General features: G+C 62.3%; 15 protein-coding genes. 13 read left to right on the top strand and 2 right to left on the bottom strand.

Translation table 11 applies throughout. The features are described from left to right. Positions 1-5: 5 nt before the first annotated feature. Entirely contained in the window at positions 6-1,559 is a 1,554-nt protein-coding gene (locus tag ACTCHC_RS10440) for an acyl-CoA synthetase (protein ID WP_463022431.1), read from the top strand. A 60-nt stretch (positions 1,560-1,619) separates the two neighbouring features. Here the strand turns inward: ACTCHC_RS10440 and ACTCHC_RS10435 are convergent, their stop codons facing one another. Next, entirely contained in the window at positions 1,620-2,399 is a 780-nt protein-coding gene (locus ACTCHC_RS10435; protein ID WP_463022430.1) for an SDR family NAD(P)-dependent oxidoreductase, read from the bottom strand. A gap of 55 nt (positions 2,400-2,454) precedes the next feature. After that, entirely contained in the window at positions 2,455-3,687 is a 1,233-nt protein-coding gene (locus ACTCHC_RS10430) for an acetyl-CoA C-acetyltransferase (RefSeq protein WP_463022429.1), read from the bottom strand. Between the two features lie 275 nt (positions 3,688-3,962). On the opposite strand from ACTCHC_RS10430, the gene ACTCHC_RS10425 reads away from it, so the two are divergent. From ACTCHC_RS10425 to ACTCHC_RS10370, 12 genes are all read left to right on the top strand, one after another. Beyond that, complete coding sequence (locus tag ACTCHC_RS10425; RefSeq protein WP_463022428.1) at positions 3,963-4,607, top strand: TetR family transcriptional regulator; 645 nt, start codon at positions 3,963-3,965, stop codon at positions 4,605-4,607. A gap of 60 nt (positions 4,608-4,667) precedes the next feature. Further along, a complete protein-coding gene (locus tag ACTCHC_RS10420) occupies positions 4,668-5,810 on the top strand; it encodes an acyl-CoA dehydrogenase family protein (protein ID WP_463022427.1) in 1,143 nt (380 codons plus the stop codon). Positions 5,811-5,927: 117 nt separating this feature from the next. Beyond that, complete coding sequence (locus ACTCHC_RS10415; protein ID WP_463022426.1) at positions 5,928-7,715, top strand: PHA/PHB synthase family protein; 1,788 nt, start codon at positions 5,928-5,930, stop codon at positions 7,713-7,715. A gap of 87 nt (positions 7,716-7,802) precedes the next feature. After that, positions 7,803-9,239, top strand: a complete 1,437-nt coding sequence (gene atpD / locus ACTCHC_RS10410) for a F0F1 ATP synthase subunit beta (RefSeq protein ID WP_463022425.1) — start codon at positions 7,803-7,805, stop codon at positions 9,237-9,239. Further along, a complete protein-coding gene (locus tag ACTCHC_RS10405) occupies positions 9,236-9,652 on the top strand; it encodes a F0F1 ATP synthase subunit epsilon (protein ID WP_463022424.1) in 417 nt (138 codons plus the stop codon). The genes atpD and ACTCHC_RS10405 overlap by 4 nt, the downstream gene beginning before the upstream one ends. Next, positions 9,649-9,921, top strand: a complete 273-nt coding sequence (locus tag ACTCHC_RS10400) for an AtpZ/AtpI family protein (protein WP_463022423.1) — start codon at positions 9,649-9,651, stop codon at positions 9,919-9,921. The genes ACTCHC_RS10405 and ACTCHC_RS10400 overlap by 4 nt, the downstream gene beginning before the upstream one ends. Further along, the gene (locus tag ACTCHC_RS10395) at positions 9,918-10,184 is read left to right on the top strand and encodes an N-ATPase subunit AtpR (RefSeq protein ID WP_463022422.1); all 267 of its coding nucleotides are present in this window, start codon (positions 9,918-9,920) and stop codon (positions 10,182-10,184) included. Before ACTCHC_RS10400 ends, ACTCHC_RS10395 begins: the two co-directional genes overlap by 4 nt. Further along, a complete protein-coding gene (locus ACTCHC_RS10390; protein ID WP_463022421.1) occupies positions 10,181-10,867 on the top strand; it encodes a F0F1 ATP synthase subunit A in 687 nt (228 codons plus the stop codon). The genes ACTCHC_RS10395 and ACTCHC_RS10390 overlap by 4 nt, the downstream gene beginning before the upstream one ends. Positions 10,868-10,870: 3 nt before the next feature. Further along, positions 10,871-11,116 carry a F0F1 ATP synthase subunit C gene (locus ACTCHC_RS10385; protein WP_463022420.1) on the top strand — a complete coding sequence of 82 codons (246 nt, stop codon included), beginning with the start codon at positions 10,871-10,873 and terminating at the stop codon, positions 11,114-11,116. Next, positions 11,116-11,850 carry a F0F1 ATP synthase subunit B family protein gene (locus tag ACTCHC_RS10380; RefSeq protein ID WP_463022419.1) on the top strand — a complete coding sequence of 245 codons (735 nt, stop codon included), beginning with the start codon at positions 11,116-11,118 and terminating at the stop codon, positions 11,848-11,850. Before ACTCHC_RS10385 ends, ACTCHC_RS10380 begins: the two co-directional genes overlap by 1 nt. After that, a complete protein-coding gene (locus ACTCHC_RS10375) occupies positions 11,840-13,360 on the top strand; it encodes a F0F1 ATP synthase subunit alpha (protein ID WP_463022418.1) in 1,521 nt (506 codons plus the stop codon). The genes ACTCHC_RS10380 and ACTCHC_RS10375 overlap by 11 nt, the downstream gene beginning before the upstream one ends. After that, entirely contained in the window at positions 13,357-14,223 is an 867-nt protein-coding gene (locus ACTCHC_RS10370; protein ID WP_463022417.1) for a F0F1 ATP synthase subunit gamma, read from the top strand. The genes ACTCHC_RS10375 and ACTCHC_RS10370 overlap by 4 nt, the downstream gene beginning before the upstream one ends. Positions 14,224-14,247: the final 24 nt, after the last annotated feature.

The following is a 14,247-nucleotide window of genomic DNA, read 5'->3' as shown; positions in this document are numbered from 1 at the left end:
AGACGATGTCGCAATTCAAAACCCCGTTTCCCGCAGTCAGTTCCGCGCCGCAAAGGCCAGCCTATATCATGGCATCGACGGGAGAAACCGTTACCTATCAACAACTTGAAGATCTGTCGAACCAGGGCGCGCATCTGTTGCGCGAAATGGGTCTGAAGCCGGGTGACCATGTTGCCATGCTTCTGGAAAACCACGCGCGTTTTCTTGTGGTCTATTGGGCCGCGATGCGGTCGGGGATGTATGTCACACCGGTCAGCACCCATCTGAGCGCGCCAGAGGCGGCCTATATCATAAATGATTGCGGGGCACGTGTGCTGATAAGTTCAGGCGCGATGAAACGCATCGCCGTTGACCTGCCGGCCCTGACACCGAGTGTGGAACATTACCTGACAGTCGATGCGCCAATGCCAGGCTTCGACAACTGGATGACCCGGATCGAACCGCAGCCCAAGACGCCGATCGCCGATCAGGTGGCGGGGCAACATATGTTCTATTCTTCAGGCACGACCGGCAAGCCCAAGGGGATCAAGACCGACTTTGCCAATGCCGAGGTCGATTCAATCCTGCCGCTGGCCAAATCATTTTCCAAACGCTTCGGATTTGATGGCGATACCGTCTATCTGTCTCCGGCGCCGCTGTATCATGCCGGTCCGCTGGGCTATTGCTCTCAGGTCTTTCGCGCGGGCGGCACGATTGTGGTCGTGGGCCGCTTCGACCCCGAGGATTTCCTGCAATTCGTTGAAAAATACAGGATCACCCATACGCAGGTGGTTCCGACTATGTTCGTCAGGATGCTGAAACTGCCGCAGGATATTCGCGAGAAGTATTACACTTCGTCGATGAAAGTGGCCATTCATGCGGCCGCACCTTGCCCGGTCGCGGTCAAGGAACAGATGATGGAATGGTGGGGGCCGGTTCTGTACGAATATTATGGCGGATCGGAAGGCAACGGCATGACGATCATCAACCCCGATGAATGGATGCAGAACAAGGGTTCGGTCGGCCGGCCGATCATGGGCGAGCTGAAGATTCTGGGCGAAGAGGGCGAAGAGCTGGCACCGGGCGAAACCGGTTATGTCTATTTCGCCAATACGCGGACCTTCCAGTATCACAACGACCCCGACAAGACGCGCGAAGCCATCAATGACAAGGGTTGGTCGACGCTGGGCGATGTCGGTTACGTCAATGACGGGGGCTATCTGTTCCTGACGGACCGCAAGTCATACATGATCATTTCGGGTGGGGTGAATATCTATCCGCAAGAGGCCGAAAATGTGCTGACGATGCACCCCAAGGTCTTCGATGTCGCGGTGCTGGGGGTTCCGAATCCGGACTTTGGCGAAGAGGTGAAGGCCGTGGTTCAACCGGTAAACTGGGAAGATGCCGGCCCCGCGCTGGAGGCCGAACTGATCGAATATTGCCGGTCGCAGATTGCTGCGATCAAATGCCCGCGCTCGGTCGATTTCGACGCCAACCTGCCGCGTCAGGACAATGGCAAGCTTCTCAAGCGACTGCTGCGCGACCGGTATTGGAAAGGCCCAAGCAAGATCGCCGGATAGGGGATTGACCGCCTTGCAGCGCCCCGGTGTCGTGGGCCGCTGCGGGCGTTTGCGTATTAATCAGCGCATTCCCATGCGAATGGCGCCATCCAGGCGGATATGTTCGCCATTCACATAGGTGTTGCGACACAGTTCCAGCGCCATCGTTGCGAATTCATCCGGCTTGCCCAGACGCTGGGGGAACGGCACGGCGGCCGACAGGGCCTCAAGCACCTTTGGCGATGCGTTCTGCATCAGCGGTGTCGCGAAGATGCCGGGCAGGATCGTGTTCACCCGCACGCCGTCGCGCGCCAGATCGCGGGCGATGGGCAGGGTCATGCCGACGATCCCGGCCTTCGACGCCGAATAGCCTGCCTGGCCCATCTGTCCGTCGATGGCCGCCACCGAGGCTGTGTTGACAATGGCGCCGCGTTCGCCATCTTCCAGCGGGTCCAGCGTCAGCATGCCTGCGGCCGACATCGCGATGCAGCGAAAGGTGCCCAGCAGGTTGATCTGGATGATCCGGTTGAATTCGGCCAGCGGGTAGTGGGTGATTTCACCGGTTTCCTTCGACCGGCTGGCGGTCTTGATCGACTTGCCGGTGCCCGCGCAGTTGATCAGGATCCGTTCTTGCCCATGGGCGGCGCGTGCCTTGGCAAAACCCGCGGCAACGCTTTCATCCGATGTTACATCGACATGGCAGAAGACACCGCCGATATCGGCGGCGACGGCTTCGCCTTTTTCGGTGTTCAGGTCGAACAGGGCGACCTTGGCGCCCGCGGCGGCCAGCGCGCGGGCCGTGGCCCCGCCCAGACCCGATGCGCCGCCTGTTACAACTGCGCATGCTCCGGCAATTTTCATTTCATTCTCCGATTTGTCATGGGCGATTTTCGGGATGCGATCTGGCCCGGGGGCGTCAGATACGCTCGATGATGATTGCGGGCGCCATGCCGCCTGCGGCACACATGGTGGCCATTCCGACCGTCAGATCGCGGCGTTCCATCTCATCCAGCAAGGTGCCCAGGATGATCGCGCCGGTCGCCCCGATGGGGTGCCCAAGCGCCATGGCGCCGCCATTGACGTTGACGATGGCCGGGTCGATATCCAGATCGCGCATGAATTTCAGCGGCACCACGGCAAATGCCTCGTTGATCTCGAACAGTTCGATATCCGACAGGGTCATGCCCGCGCGTTTCAGCACCTTTTGCGCAGCGGGGCCGGGGGCGTTCAGCATCAGTTCCGGGCTGTCGCCGATATGGGCCATGGCGCGGATGCGGGCGCGGGGCTTCCAGCCCTGTGCGCGCGCATAATCTGGCGAGGCCAGCAACAGCGCCGCCGCCCCGTCAACCACCCCGGACGAATTGCCGGCATGATGGATGTGGTTGATTTCCAGACCCGGATAGATGCCCTGAATATCCTTCTTGAAGGTATTGCCATCCTCGTCGATCGGGCGATCCCAGAAGCCTGCAAATGACGGTTTCAGCCCGGCCAGGCTTTCCATCGTCGTGTTGGGGCGCGGGAATTCTTCGGTGGCCAGGGCCAGCGTTCCGTCGTCATGATAGACGGGAACCAGGCTGTTGTCGAAATGACCGGCCTTGATCGCGGCATCGGCGCGGCGCTGGCTTTCGACGGCGAGGGCGTCGGCCTCTTCGCGGGTGATACCTTCCAGCGTGGCGATCACATCGGCGCAGACACCCTGATGGATCTGGGGATGCAGCCGGCGCAGGTGTTTGTTGCCCTTGTCGAAGAAGGGAAAGGGGTTATCCAGCGTCGCGACATGCGACATCGATTCCACGCCGCCGGCGACGATCAGATCGTCCATGCCCGCCATGATGCTGGTCGCGGCAAAATTGACAGATGTCATCCCCGAGCCGCAGAACCGGTCCAGCGTGACGCCGGGGGCGCGCACATCCCATTCGGCATCAAGGGCCGCCATGCGCGCGATACAGGCGCCCTGTTTTCCGCGCTGCGATCCGCATCCCGCAATCACATCGTCAATCTCGGCGGTATTCACGCCGTTACGGTCCGACAGTGCCTTGAATACCGTCGACAATATGCGCTGAGGGTGAACATTGCTGAGCGCGCCTTTGTCCACTTTGCCAATGCCGCGCGGTGTTCGTGCGGCGTCGATGATCCAGGCTTCTGTCATGGTTGTTTCTCCTGTTTGGGTGCCGGGGTGGCTGGCATTTATCCGGCTATGCAGCAATCGGGGCGTCGCGTTGGGGTGCGAACCGGGGCGGATTGGTGTGCACGCGTTTCGCGGGGTGCTGTCGGCGCATGTTCATCCTCCCTTCGATATCTTACCGTGCGATATGCTTTTATCGAACACCACACTAATTTGACAGGAAAAAATTAGTCAATCGATTAATTAACTCTTGCGACGTCATCAGGCGCTGCTAGCATGGGGGCAGGAGGGGCGTGAAAATGCAACCGGCACAGAATACGGGCCTGAAACTGGCCACAGACGAGGGCGGAACGGCGGACAAGCTGTTGTCGTCGGTCTGCGATCTGATGATCGAAAAGGAATCGGTCGACGTGTCGCTTGCGGAAATTGCGGCGCGGGCAGGGGTGAATTCGGCGCTGGTCAAGTATCACTTTGGCAATAAGGAAGGACTTTATTTCGCGCTGCTGGCCCGGATCGCGGCGGCGGAAATGGGATCGCTGGATGGTCTGTTGGACATGCCGGTTTCGGCCAGTGCGAAAATGCGGCTGCATATTTCAGGTATCATGAAGACCTATTACCGGTTTCCGTTCATGAATGCGCTGTTTCATTATCTGCGCAATTCGGGAACCACCGATCAGCATCCGGTATCGGATCTGTTTGTGAATCCGCTAGTGGCCTTCTATCGCAAACTGCTGGCGCAGGGGGTTGCCTCGGGTGAATTCCGCGATGTGGATCCGCTGCATTTCTATGCCTTTGTGTTCGGTGCCACGGCCAATCTGTTTTCAGGGCGTCCCATTCTGATGCTGGTGGCTGATGTCGGCCCCGTGACCAAAGAGGAATGTCGCGAATATGCCCGCCTGGTCGAGGCGGGCGTATTCGGTGTGCTGGGCCGCAAGCCTGACTGATTGCGGCCTGCGACGCGCGGTATCCAGCCCGCCTTATCACAGCCCGAGGAGGGGCCCAGAATGCTGAACCTGAATGGTCGGATCGCCTATGACGAAGATCACATGATCTTTCGTGACAGTGTGCGCAAGTTCATCGACCGGAACGTCTTGCCCAACCTGGCCCGCTGGGAACAGGAAGGCATTGTCGATCGCGACTATTGGCTGGAATTCGGGGCTGCCGGTTTTCTGTGCCCGACAGTGCCCGAAGACCTGGGCGGGCTGGGGCTGGATTACCGCTATCATGCGATCGTCAGTGAAGAAATGGCCTATGTCGGCTGCCATGCCGGAACAGCACTGCAATCGGGTGTGGTGGTGGATTATCTGGTCAAATATGGCTCTGATGAACAGAAAAAAATGTGGATCCCCAAGATGATAACGGGTGAGGTTATCACGGCTATCGCGATGACCGAACCCGGGGCCGGATCGGATCTGCAGGGTATCAGGACCACGGCGCGGCGTGACGGGGACCATTATGTGATCAATGGCGCCAAGACCTATATCACCAATGGTCAGCACGCTGATCTGGTGATCGTCGTGGCAAAAACCGACCCCGAGGCAGGCGCCAAGGGCACCAGCCTGATCCTGGTCGAAGGCACGCGCGAGGGTTTTCGGCGCGGCAAGAACCTGGACAAGATCGGCCAGCACGCCGCCGATACGTCAGAGCTGTTCTTCGACGATGTGCGGGTTCCTGTCACCAATTGCCTGGGCGATGAAAACCGCGGCTTCGCCTATCTGATGGGGCAGTTGCCGCAGGAACGGCTGGGCATCGCGGTGGCCGGGCAGGCTGCCGCCCAACGCGCCTATGACGAAGGGATCGCCTTTGCCAAGGATCGCAAGGCCTTTGGCAAGCGGGTGGTCGATTTTCAGAATTCGCGCTTTGTGCTGGCGAATATGGCCGCCAAGCTGCAGGTGGGCTGGGCCCATATCGACTGGGCGATCCTGCGCCATGTGCGGGGCGAATTGACCGCCGCCGAAGGCGCGATGGCCAAGCTGTGGCACACCGAAACCCAGTGGGAAATTCTGGATGCCAGCCTGCAATTGCACGGCGGGGCAGGGTATATGAACGAATACCCGATTGCCCGCATGTGGCGCGATGGGCGGGTGCAGCGCATCTATGGCGGCACCTCGGAAATCATGAAAGAGATTATCGGGCGCGGCCTGTAAGGGGCGATCCGGTCAAGGTATATGCGGTTCTTGACCAAGATCAACGCGTCGCCCATGGCAAGGCCTTAGAACTGCGCCCAAGTCACCGCTGATACGGCGCAGGTTCAGGTTCCGCCCATGACTGTAACACAACGCCAACCACCCACATCGGACGCGGCACATGTCGCACTGCCACAGGGCCATTTCAGCCCGACGACCGGGGTCGACAGACGCCTGCATGCCGCCATTGCGCGGGTCACGCGGGGTCTGTCGCCGGCAGCCATTTCGGTGGCGTGGATCGACTGGGGGTTGCATCTGTTGGCCTCGCCGGAAAAGCAGTCGTTTCTGATGGCGCAGGCGGTGGAAAAATCGGCGCTGTTGCAGACCTGGCTTCGGTCAACCGCATGGTCGCCACAAGCGCGTACCCGGGTGATTGACCCCTTGCCGCAGGACCACCGTTTTGATGCCGAGGCTTGGTCGGGCTGGCCATTCAATGTTTCGGCGCAGGCGTTCCAGCTGACCCAGCAATGGTGGCACCATGCCACGACCGGTGTTCGCGGCGTTGACCCGGCGGATGCGCGCATCGTCGAATTCATGGCCCGTCAGGCGCTGGACATCATGGCGCCAAGCAATTCGGTGCTGACCAATCCCGAGGTTCTGGCGCACACCATTCAGGAAGGCGGGGCCAATCTTATACGCGGCTGGCAGAACTGGCTGGAGGATGTCGCGCGTCATGCCCGGGGCGAACCGCCGGCCGGGGCCGAGGCCTTTCGCATCGGCCACGAGGTCGCGGCGACACCCGGCAAGGTGATCTATCGCAACCGGCTGATCGAACTGATCCAATACGCACCGAGTACCGGCGCGGTGCGCCCCGAACCGATCATGATCGTTCCGGCCTGGATCATGAAGTATTACATCCTTGATCTGTCCACAGAAAATTCGCTGATCCGCTGGCTGGTGGGGCAGGGCTTTACGGTCTTTGCCATCTCGTGGAAAAATCCGACATCCCGGGATCGCGATACCGGGTTTGAAGATTATCACCGGCTGGGCGTCATGGCCGCCATGGATGCGGCCACCGCGATCACCGGCGCCAAGCAGGTGCATGGAATTGGCTATTGTCTGGGCGGCACGCTGCTGTCGATCGCGGCTGCGGCAATGGCCCGTGATGGCGATGACCGGCTGGCAACGCTTTCGTTGTTTGCCGCGCAGACGGATTTCACCGAGGCCGGCGAGATCCGTCTTTTCATCAATGAAAGCCAGGTCGCCTTTCTGGAAGACATGATGGCCGAGCAAGGTTATCTCGACGCCAGCCAGATGGCGGGGGCGTTTCAGATGTTGCGCTCGAACGATCTTATCTGGTCAAGGATGGTGCGCGAATATCTGATGGGGCAGCGAACCCCTGTCACTGATCTGATGGCATGGAACGCCGACCCCACCCGCATGCCCGCGCGTATGCATTCGGAATATCTGCGCCAGCTTTTTCTCAACAATGATTTTGCCGAGGGGCGGATGAAGGTGGGCGGGTCGGTTGTGGCGGTGTCGGATATACGCGCCCCTGTCTTTGCCGTGGGCACCGAATGGGACCATGTCGCGCCGTGGCGTTCGGTCTACAAGCTGCATATGCTGGCCGATACCGATATTACCTTCGTGCTGACCAATGGCGGGCATAATGCAGGCATCGTCTCGGAACCCGGCCATCCGCATCGCCATTACCGGATAGCCACCCGCCACGAACGTGCCCCCTTCACGGAGCCAGATCGCTGGATGGATGAAACGCCGGTTCAGGACGGGTCTTGGTGGCCCGCCTTTGCCAAATGGCTGGGGGCGCATTCGGGCGATCCGGTGCCGCCTCCGCCGATGGGGGCGGCGAAGATGGGTTATAAGGTGCTGTGCGACGCGCCTGGCAGCTATGTCACCCGGACGTGAACAGGTGCCGCCACAGGCCTTGATCTGAATCATTGCTTGCGGTGCTATTGTGTTTCAGCCTTTTGGGCAAATGACAGCGTGGCTTTCATGACCCAGACCCCAGCGACTTGCGGAACCGTCATTGCCGTGCGTGGCCCGGTTGTCGATGTCCGTTTTGACGGCGGTTTGCCCGCCATTGGAACAGTTCTGAACGTGGATTGGGATGTCGGGCATCCGTTGCTGCTGGAAATTCATGGCCATATCGACAGAAGCGCGGTGCGCGCCATCGCGTTTCAGGCCACTGCCGGTCTGGCGCGCGGCACCCCGGTGACGGCAACCGGGGCACCATTGCGCGTTCCCGTGGGCGAGGCGGTGCTGGGGCGATTGCTGGATGTCACGGGCGCACCCCAGGATGGCGGGCCGGACTTTCCCGCCGATACGCCCAGGCGGCCGATACAGGGCCTGCCGCCCGCCTTTGACCGCGCTGAATCTGGTGTTACGGTGTTTGAAACGGGCATCAAGGTGATCGACCTTCTGTTGCCGCTTGCGCGCGGAGGCAAGGCCGCGATGTTTGGCGGGGCTGGCGTGGGCAAGACCGTACTGGTGATGGAGCTGATCCAGGCGATGGTCCAGAAATATCAGGGCATTTCGGTTTTCGCCGGGGTTGGCGAAAGGTCGCGCGAAGGTCAGGAGATGCTGGCGGACATGACCAGTTCTGGCGTGTTGGCGCGCACGGCGCTGATCTATGGCCAGATGAACGAACCTCCCGGTGCCCGCTGGCGCGTGCCGATGACTGCGCTGGCAATCGCTGAGGATTTTCGCGACCGCGCCCATCGGAACGTGCTGTTGCTGATGGATAATGTCTTTCGGTTCGTTCAGGCCGGAAGTGAGTTGTCGGGGCTGCTGGGGCGGCTGCCTTCGCGGGTTGGCTATCAGCCGACACTGGCCTCGGAAGTGGCCGCGCTGCAGGAACGCATCGCTTCGGTCGCGGGGGCGGCGGTAACGGCGATTCAGGCGGTCTATGTCCCGGCGGATGATTTCACCGACCCGGCCGTCACGACCCTGTCAAGCCATATGGATTCGTCCATCGTTCTGTCACGGGCTCTGGCTGCGTCTGGGTTTTATCCGGCGGTCGATCCGCTGGCCTCCAGTTCGTTGCTGCTGGACGCCGAGGTGGTGGGTGCGGAACACTATCATCTGGCCAGCCAGGCGCGCAGCATGCTGGCCCGCTTTCACGATCTGCAGGATATCATCGCCCTTTTGGGCACCGAGGAGCTTTCCACCGCCGACCGGCTGACCGTGCGCCGCGCCCGGCGGCTGCAGCGGTTTCTGACCCAGCCCTTTGCAGTGACCGAAAGCTTTACAGGCACCCCGGGCCGCTCGGTCACACGGGCCGACACGCTGGCGGGTTGCAAGGCGATACTGGAGGGCGAGACCGATGACTGGGCCGAAAGCTCGCTCTACATGATCGGCACGATCGACGAGGCAAGACAAAAGGAACAGGCTGCGGGTCACAAGGCCGGGATGGCGGGGGCCGCGGCATGAAGTTGATCATCGTCACTCCCCTGTCGGTTGCCCTGGACAAAGCAGATATCCGCGCCATTACGGCCGAGGATGCCACGGGCCGGTTCGGTATTCTGCCGGGACACGCCGATTTCCTGACTGATCTTGCGATTTCGGTGGTCAGTTGGACGCTGACCGACGGCACGCGGCGACATGCCGCCGTGCGGGGCGGGGTTCTGGCCGTGACCGGTGGCGATCAGGTTCACCTCAGCACGCGCGAGGCCGTGCTGGGTGACGATCTGGCAACCCTCTGCGAACAGGTGCTGACCCGGTTTCGGGCCGAGCAGGACGAGGCGCGCGCCGAACATGTCGATGCCACCCGGCTGCAACTGGCTGCAATACGCCAGATCGTGATGAATCTGGACGGGCGCGCACAACGGGACAGCCTGGCATGAGCGAAAACGAAGACCTTGCCGAAGCCGCGCGCCGCAGGGCTGAACGTGAACGCAGTTGGCGGGCCGAAGGCGAGATGTCCTTTACCCGCAGGCTTGGCCAGATCGGTGTTCTGGGCTGGCTGATCGTGTTGCCTGCTTTGGGCGGGGTGTTCATCGGCCGTGCACTGGACCGGATGTTTGGCACCGGCATCTTCTTTTCGGCGCCGCTGTTGCTGCTTGGGATCTGTTTGGGGGCTTATTTCGGTTGGAAGTGGATGGAGAAGACATGACACCGCTGATCTGGACAATATTTGCCGTATTGGCCGGTCTTGTGGCCGGACGATTGCATTTCAGGGCGCTTCGGGCCGGAACCGATGCGCTGATCCGTGACGGATCGCCAATGCGGGCGCTGGGGCTGGGTGCCTTACGCTTTGGCGTCACGATCGGGCTGTTTGTTCTGGCGGCGCTGATGGGTGTCGGGCCGCTGGCGGGCGCGGCGCTTGGCTTCGCCCTGGGGCGGATCTGGGAGTTGCGCCGTGGCAGGGCCATATGATGAACTCGCCGCTGGAAACAAATGTTGTATTTCACATTGGCACGGTCGCGGTATCGCAGGCTGTGGTTACCACCTGGGCCATCATGGGGGTGCTTGTGCTGGTGGCCTGGCTTGTCACCCGCGACCTGAAGCGCGATCCGGGCATGGTTCAATCGGCGGCGGAGCTGATCGTCGATACGCTGGATGCCCAGATCCGCGACACGATGCAGACCGAACCTGGACCGTTCCGCGCCTTTATCGGCGGGCTGTTCCTGTTCATCCTTGCCTCTAACTGGTCGTCGCTGGTGCCCGGCGTGAAACCCCCGACCGCCGCGCTGGAAACCGATGCGGCGCTGGCGCTGCTGGTATTTTTGTCCGTGGTCTTTTTCGGGATACGGGCCGGCGGGCTGGCCGGCTATCTGAAAAGCTTTGCCATGCCCACGCCGCTGATGATTCCGCTGAACTTTGTCGAAAGCATCACGCGCACCTTTTCGTTGCTGGTGCGGCTGTTCGGCAATGTCATGAGCGGGGCGTTCATCATCGGGATCGTGCTGTCGCTGGCTGGCTTGCTGGTGCCGATCCCGTTCATGGCGCTCGATCTGCTGACGGGACTGGTGCAGGCCTATATCTTTGCGGTTCTGGCGATGGTGTTCATCGCCGCGACCGTGTCCGAAGCTTCTGAAAATCCAAAACAAAAGGACTGACACATGGATTGGCTCGCCATCGTTTCGATCGTTTCCGCCGCCTTCGCCGTTGCGTTCGGCTCTCTTGGGCCGGCCCTTGCCGAAGGGCGCGCCGTTGCCGCCGCGATGGAGGCCATCGCCCGCCAGCCCGAAGCGACCAATTCGATCTCGCGCACATTGTTCGTCGGTCTCGCGATGATCGAGACGACAGCGATATATTGTCTGGTGATCGCGCTTTTGCTTCTGTTCGCCAATCCGTTTATCAACTGATGTCGCTGGACTGGTCCACACTTGCGTTTCAGACCGTCAATGTGACGGTTCTCATCTGGCTGCTGAGCCGGCTGTTCTGGCGCCCCCTGGCGCAGGTGATCGCGGCGCGCCGGGCGGAAACCGACCGTATCGTGAAAGAGGCCGAAGCCGCCCGCGATGCCGCCGAAACCCTGCGCGCCGAACTGAACGCCGAGCGCGACCGCATCGCAACAGATCGGCAGGACGCATTGAAAGCGGCCCGCGCGGCGGCCGAGGCGGAACGGGGCAGGCTGCTTGAGTCTGCCCGCGACGAGGCCCGCCAGATCAGGGCCGCGGCCACCGCCCGGATCGAGGCCGACAGAGCCGCGGCCCAGGCCGAATTTTCCGGTCATGCTGCCGATCTGGCGCTGGACATGGCTGCCCGTCTGGGGCGTGATCTGGATGGTCCGGCCCTGCGCGCGGCCTGCCTTGATGAATTGGCCGCCAGGATCGGCGCGCTGTCCGATAGCGACAGGTCGGCCCTGGCCACCACGGACGGTCTTGTCGTCGCCACCGCCACGGCTGTGCCCGAAGCCGAGCAGGACCGGATACGTGATCGGCTGTTCACCGCGCTGGGGGCCGCGCCCGTGTTGGCGTTTCGCACCGATCCCCCACTGGTGGCCGGTCTGGAATTGACCGGGGCGCATATGAGCCTTTCCTTTTCATGGCGGGATGTCCTAGCCCGGATGCGAGAGGGGATTGTTCATGACGACTGACCCCGAAACCTGGCTGGCCAAGGCCCGGCAGGCCGTTGCGCGCACCGATCTTGGGGTGCAGGTCGCGCGTTTCGGCCGGGTCGAGGAAATCGCCGATGGCATTGCCTTTCTGTCGGGGCTGCCGGACGTGCGGCTTGACGAGGTGCTGTCATTCGGCGGGGGCCAGACCGGCTATGTTCAAAGCCTGGAGCCCGACAGGGTGGCGGCGGTTCTGCTGGATCATGCCGAGGGCATCGAGGCGGGCGACAAGGTATCGGGCACGGGCGCGGTGATCCGCGTGCCGGTCGGCCCGGCGCTGCTGGGGCGTGTCGTTGATCCGCTTGGCCGGCCCATCGACGGCGGTCCGCCGATCGAGGCCACGGACACGAACCCCATCGAATGCCCGGCCCCCGGCATCATCGAGCGCGCCCCCGTGATCCGCCCGGTTCAGACCGGAACGCTGGTGGTGGATACGTTCTTTGCGCTGGGCCGCGGCCAGCGAGAGCTGATCGTGGGCGACCGTGCCACCGGCAAGACCACGCTGGCGCTGGATACGATCCTGAACCAGAAAGACGGCGATGTGATCTCGATCTATGTCGCTATCGGCCAGAAGGGATCGGCGGTGCGCCGCGTGGTGCAGACGATGCGTGACAGCGGCGCGCTGGCGCGCAGTATCGTGGTGGTTGCCGGCGCGGCCACGCCGCCCGGGCTGCAATGGATCGCGCCCTTTGCCGGCATGACCATGGCCGAATATTTCCGCGACAGTGGTGGGCATGCGCTGATCGTGCTGGACGATCTGACCAAACATGCCGCCTGCCACCGCGAAATCGCCCTGCTGACCCGGCAGTCTCCGGGGCGCGAGGCCTATCCGGGCGATGTGTTCTATGTGCATGCCCGCCTTCTGGAACGTGCCGCCAAACTGGCCGACAGCCGGGGTGCGGGGTCGCTGACGGCGCTGCCCATTGCCGAAACCGACGCTGGAAACCTGTCTGCCTATATTCCGACAAACCTGATTTCCATCACCGATGGCCAGATCGTTCTGGACAGCAAGCTGTTCAACGAGGGCCAGAAACCGGCGGTGGATGTCGGCACCTCGGTCAGCCGCGTCGGTGGCAAGACCCAGGCCCGGTCATTGCGCGATGCTGCTGAAACGATACGGCTGGACTATGCCCAGTTTCTGGAGCTGGAGATGTTCACCCGTTTCGGCGGTATTCCCGACATGCGCGTGCGTGCGCAACTGGCCCGGGGTCAACGGATTCGCGCCATTCTGGTGCAGGGCCAGCACAGGCCGCTGGATCTTGCGCAAGAGGTCGCACTGGTTCTTGCCGTTCAATCGGGCGTGCTGGACGCGCTGCCGGTCGAGCGTATCGCCGCGTTTCGCGCCCGCCTGCCCGAGGTGCTGGCCGGGATTGATCAAGCAGGGCGGATTGGTCAGGACAGCCTGAACGATACCATGCGCCAAAGCCTGATCGCGGCGCTGGCGGCGCTTGCCGCGGAACTGACCCCGGCGCGCAATGGGGTGGCGCCATGACCGTGCGGCTGGCCGATCTGACCGACCGCATCGACGGGGTGCGCAAACTGGGATCGGTGGTTGCCGCCATGCGCGGCATGGCTGCAGCCCGCGCCCGACAGGCCACAACCGAACTGGCGGCCGTGGATACCTATGCCGAAACGATCCGGGGGGCTTTGGCGCGCATTCTGGCGATGCTGCCGAACCCGGGGCCGGGGCCGGGGCCGGATATACCTGAAACCCTTGTGGTTTTCCTGGCCGAGCAGGGCTTTGCCGGTGCGTTTTCCGAACGTGTGCTGGACCGTCTTGCGATGGGTGCGCGTCTTGTTCTTGTGGGCACGCGCGGTCACTATGTCGCGGCGGAACGGGGCATTGCCGCCTGGCGCCGTGTGGCGCTTCCGGTTCATGGGCCCGGCGTTCCGCGCTTTGCCGATAACCTGGCCCGCGAGCTTCTGGCCGGGGGCAGCCGGCGTATCGACGCGATCTTTACCGTTACCGGTCCGGGTGGCGTCCCGCGGGTTGAAACCCTGCGCCTGTTTCCTATCGACACAGAACCTGGCGCGCGCGGGGCTGCGCCGCCTGTTCTGAACCTGCCCCCGGCCGATCTTCTGGCCGGATTGATGGCCGAGGCGTTGCATGCCGGGCTGTGCCGTGCCGCACTGCATGCCCTTGCATCCGAGAATGCCGCCCGCATGCAGGCGATGGCGGCCGCCCAGACCCAGGCCGAACGCAAGCTTGCTGACCTGATCGCGCAGGCGCGGCAGGTGCGTCAGGAAACCATCACCGATGAGATCATCGAATTGGCGGCAGGCGAAGCATCGTTTCGCGCGGCCCGCAAACGTGCCGATACCGTCCACCGGCGACATGACTTGCCCCCGGCATGATCCGCCGCCCAAAGGGGGCCAATG

The sequence above is a fragment of the Actibacterium sp. genome, assembly GCF_055134745.1.
The sequence above is the reverse complement of the archived record's forward strand: the minus strand, read 5'-3'. Positions and strand labels throughout refer to the sequence as shown.

What these genes read in the sequence shown, in the direction of transcription:
- ACTCHC_RS10370 (WP_463022417.1), top strand. Translation starts at nt 13,357, where the DNA reads ATGACCGTGCGGCTGGCCGATCTGACCGACCGCATCGACGGGGTGCGC.
- atpD (WP_463022425.1), top strand. Translation starts at nt 7,803, where the DNA reads ATGACCCAGACCCCAGCGACTTGCGGAACCGTCATTGCCGTGCGTGGC.
- ACTCHC_RS10405 (WP_463022424.1), top strand. Translation starts at nt 9,236, where the DNA reads ATGAAGTTGATCATCGTCACTCCCCTGTCGGTTGCCCTGGACAAAGCA.
- ACTCHC_RS10425 (WP_463022428.1), top strand. Translation starts at nt 3,963, where the DNA reads ATGCAACCGGCACAGAATACGGGCCTGAAACTGGCCACAGACGAGGGC.
- ACTCHC_RS10385 (WP_463022420.1), top strand. Translation starts at nt 10,871, where the DNA reads ATGGATTGGCTCGCCATCGTTTCGATCGTTTCCGCCGCCTTCGCCGTT.
- ACTCHC_RS10415 (WP_463022426.1), top strand. Translation starts at nt 5,928, where the DNA reads ATGACTGTAACACAACGCCAACCACCCACATCGGACGCGGCACATGTC.
- ACTCHC_RS10430 (WP_463022429.1), bottom strand. Translation starts at nt 3,687, where the DNA reads ATGACAGAAGCCTGGATCATCGACGCCGCACGAACACCGCGCGGCATT.
- ACTCHC_RS10390 (WP_463022421.1), top strand. Translation starts at nt 10,181, where the DNA reads ATGATGAACTCGCCGCTGGAAACAAATGTTGTATTTCACATTGGCACG.
- ACTCHC_RS10440 (WP_463022431.1), top strand. Translation starts at nt 6, where the DNA reads ATGTCGCAATTCAAAACCCCGTTTCCCGCAGTCAGTTCCGCGCCGCAA.
- ACTCHC_RS10375 (WP_463022418.1), top strand. Translation starts at nt 11,840, where the DNA reads ATGACGACTGACCCCGAAACCTGGCTGGCCAAGGCCCGGCAGGCCGTT.
- ACTCHC_RS10395 (WP_463022422.1), top strand. Translation starts at nt 9,918, where the DNA reads ATGACACCGCTGATCTGGACAATATTTGCCGTATTGGCCGGTCTTGTG.
- ACTCHC_RS10420 (WP_463022427.1), top strand. Translation starts at nt 4,668, where the DNA reads ATGCTGAACCTGAATGGTCGGATCGCCTATGACGAAGATCACATGATC.
- ACTCHC_RS10380 (WP_463022419.1), top strand. Translation starts at nt 11,116, where the DNA reads ATGTCGCTGGACTGGTCCACACTTGCGTTTCAGACCGTCAATGTGACG.
- ACTCHC_RS10435 (WP_463022430.1), bottom strand. Translation starts at nt 2,399, where the DNA reads ATGAAAATTGCCGGAGCATGCGCAGTTGTAACAGGCGGCGCATCGGGT.
- ACTCHC_RS10400 (WP_463022423.1), top strand. Translation starts at nt 9,649, where the DNA reads ATGAGCGAAAACGAAGACCTTGCCGAAGCCGCGCGCCGCAGGGCTGAA.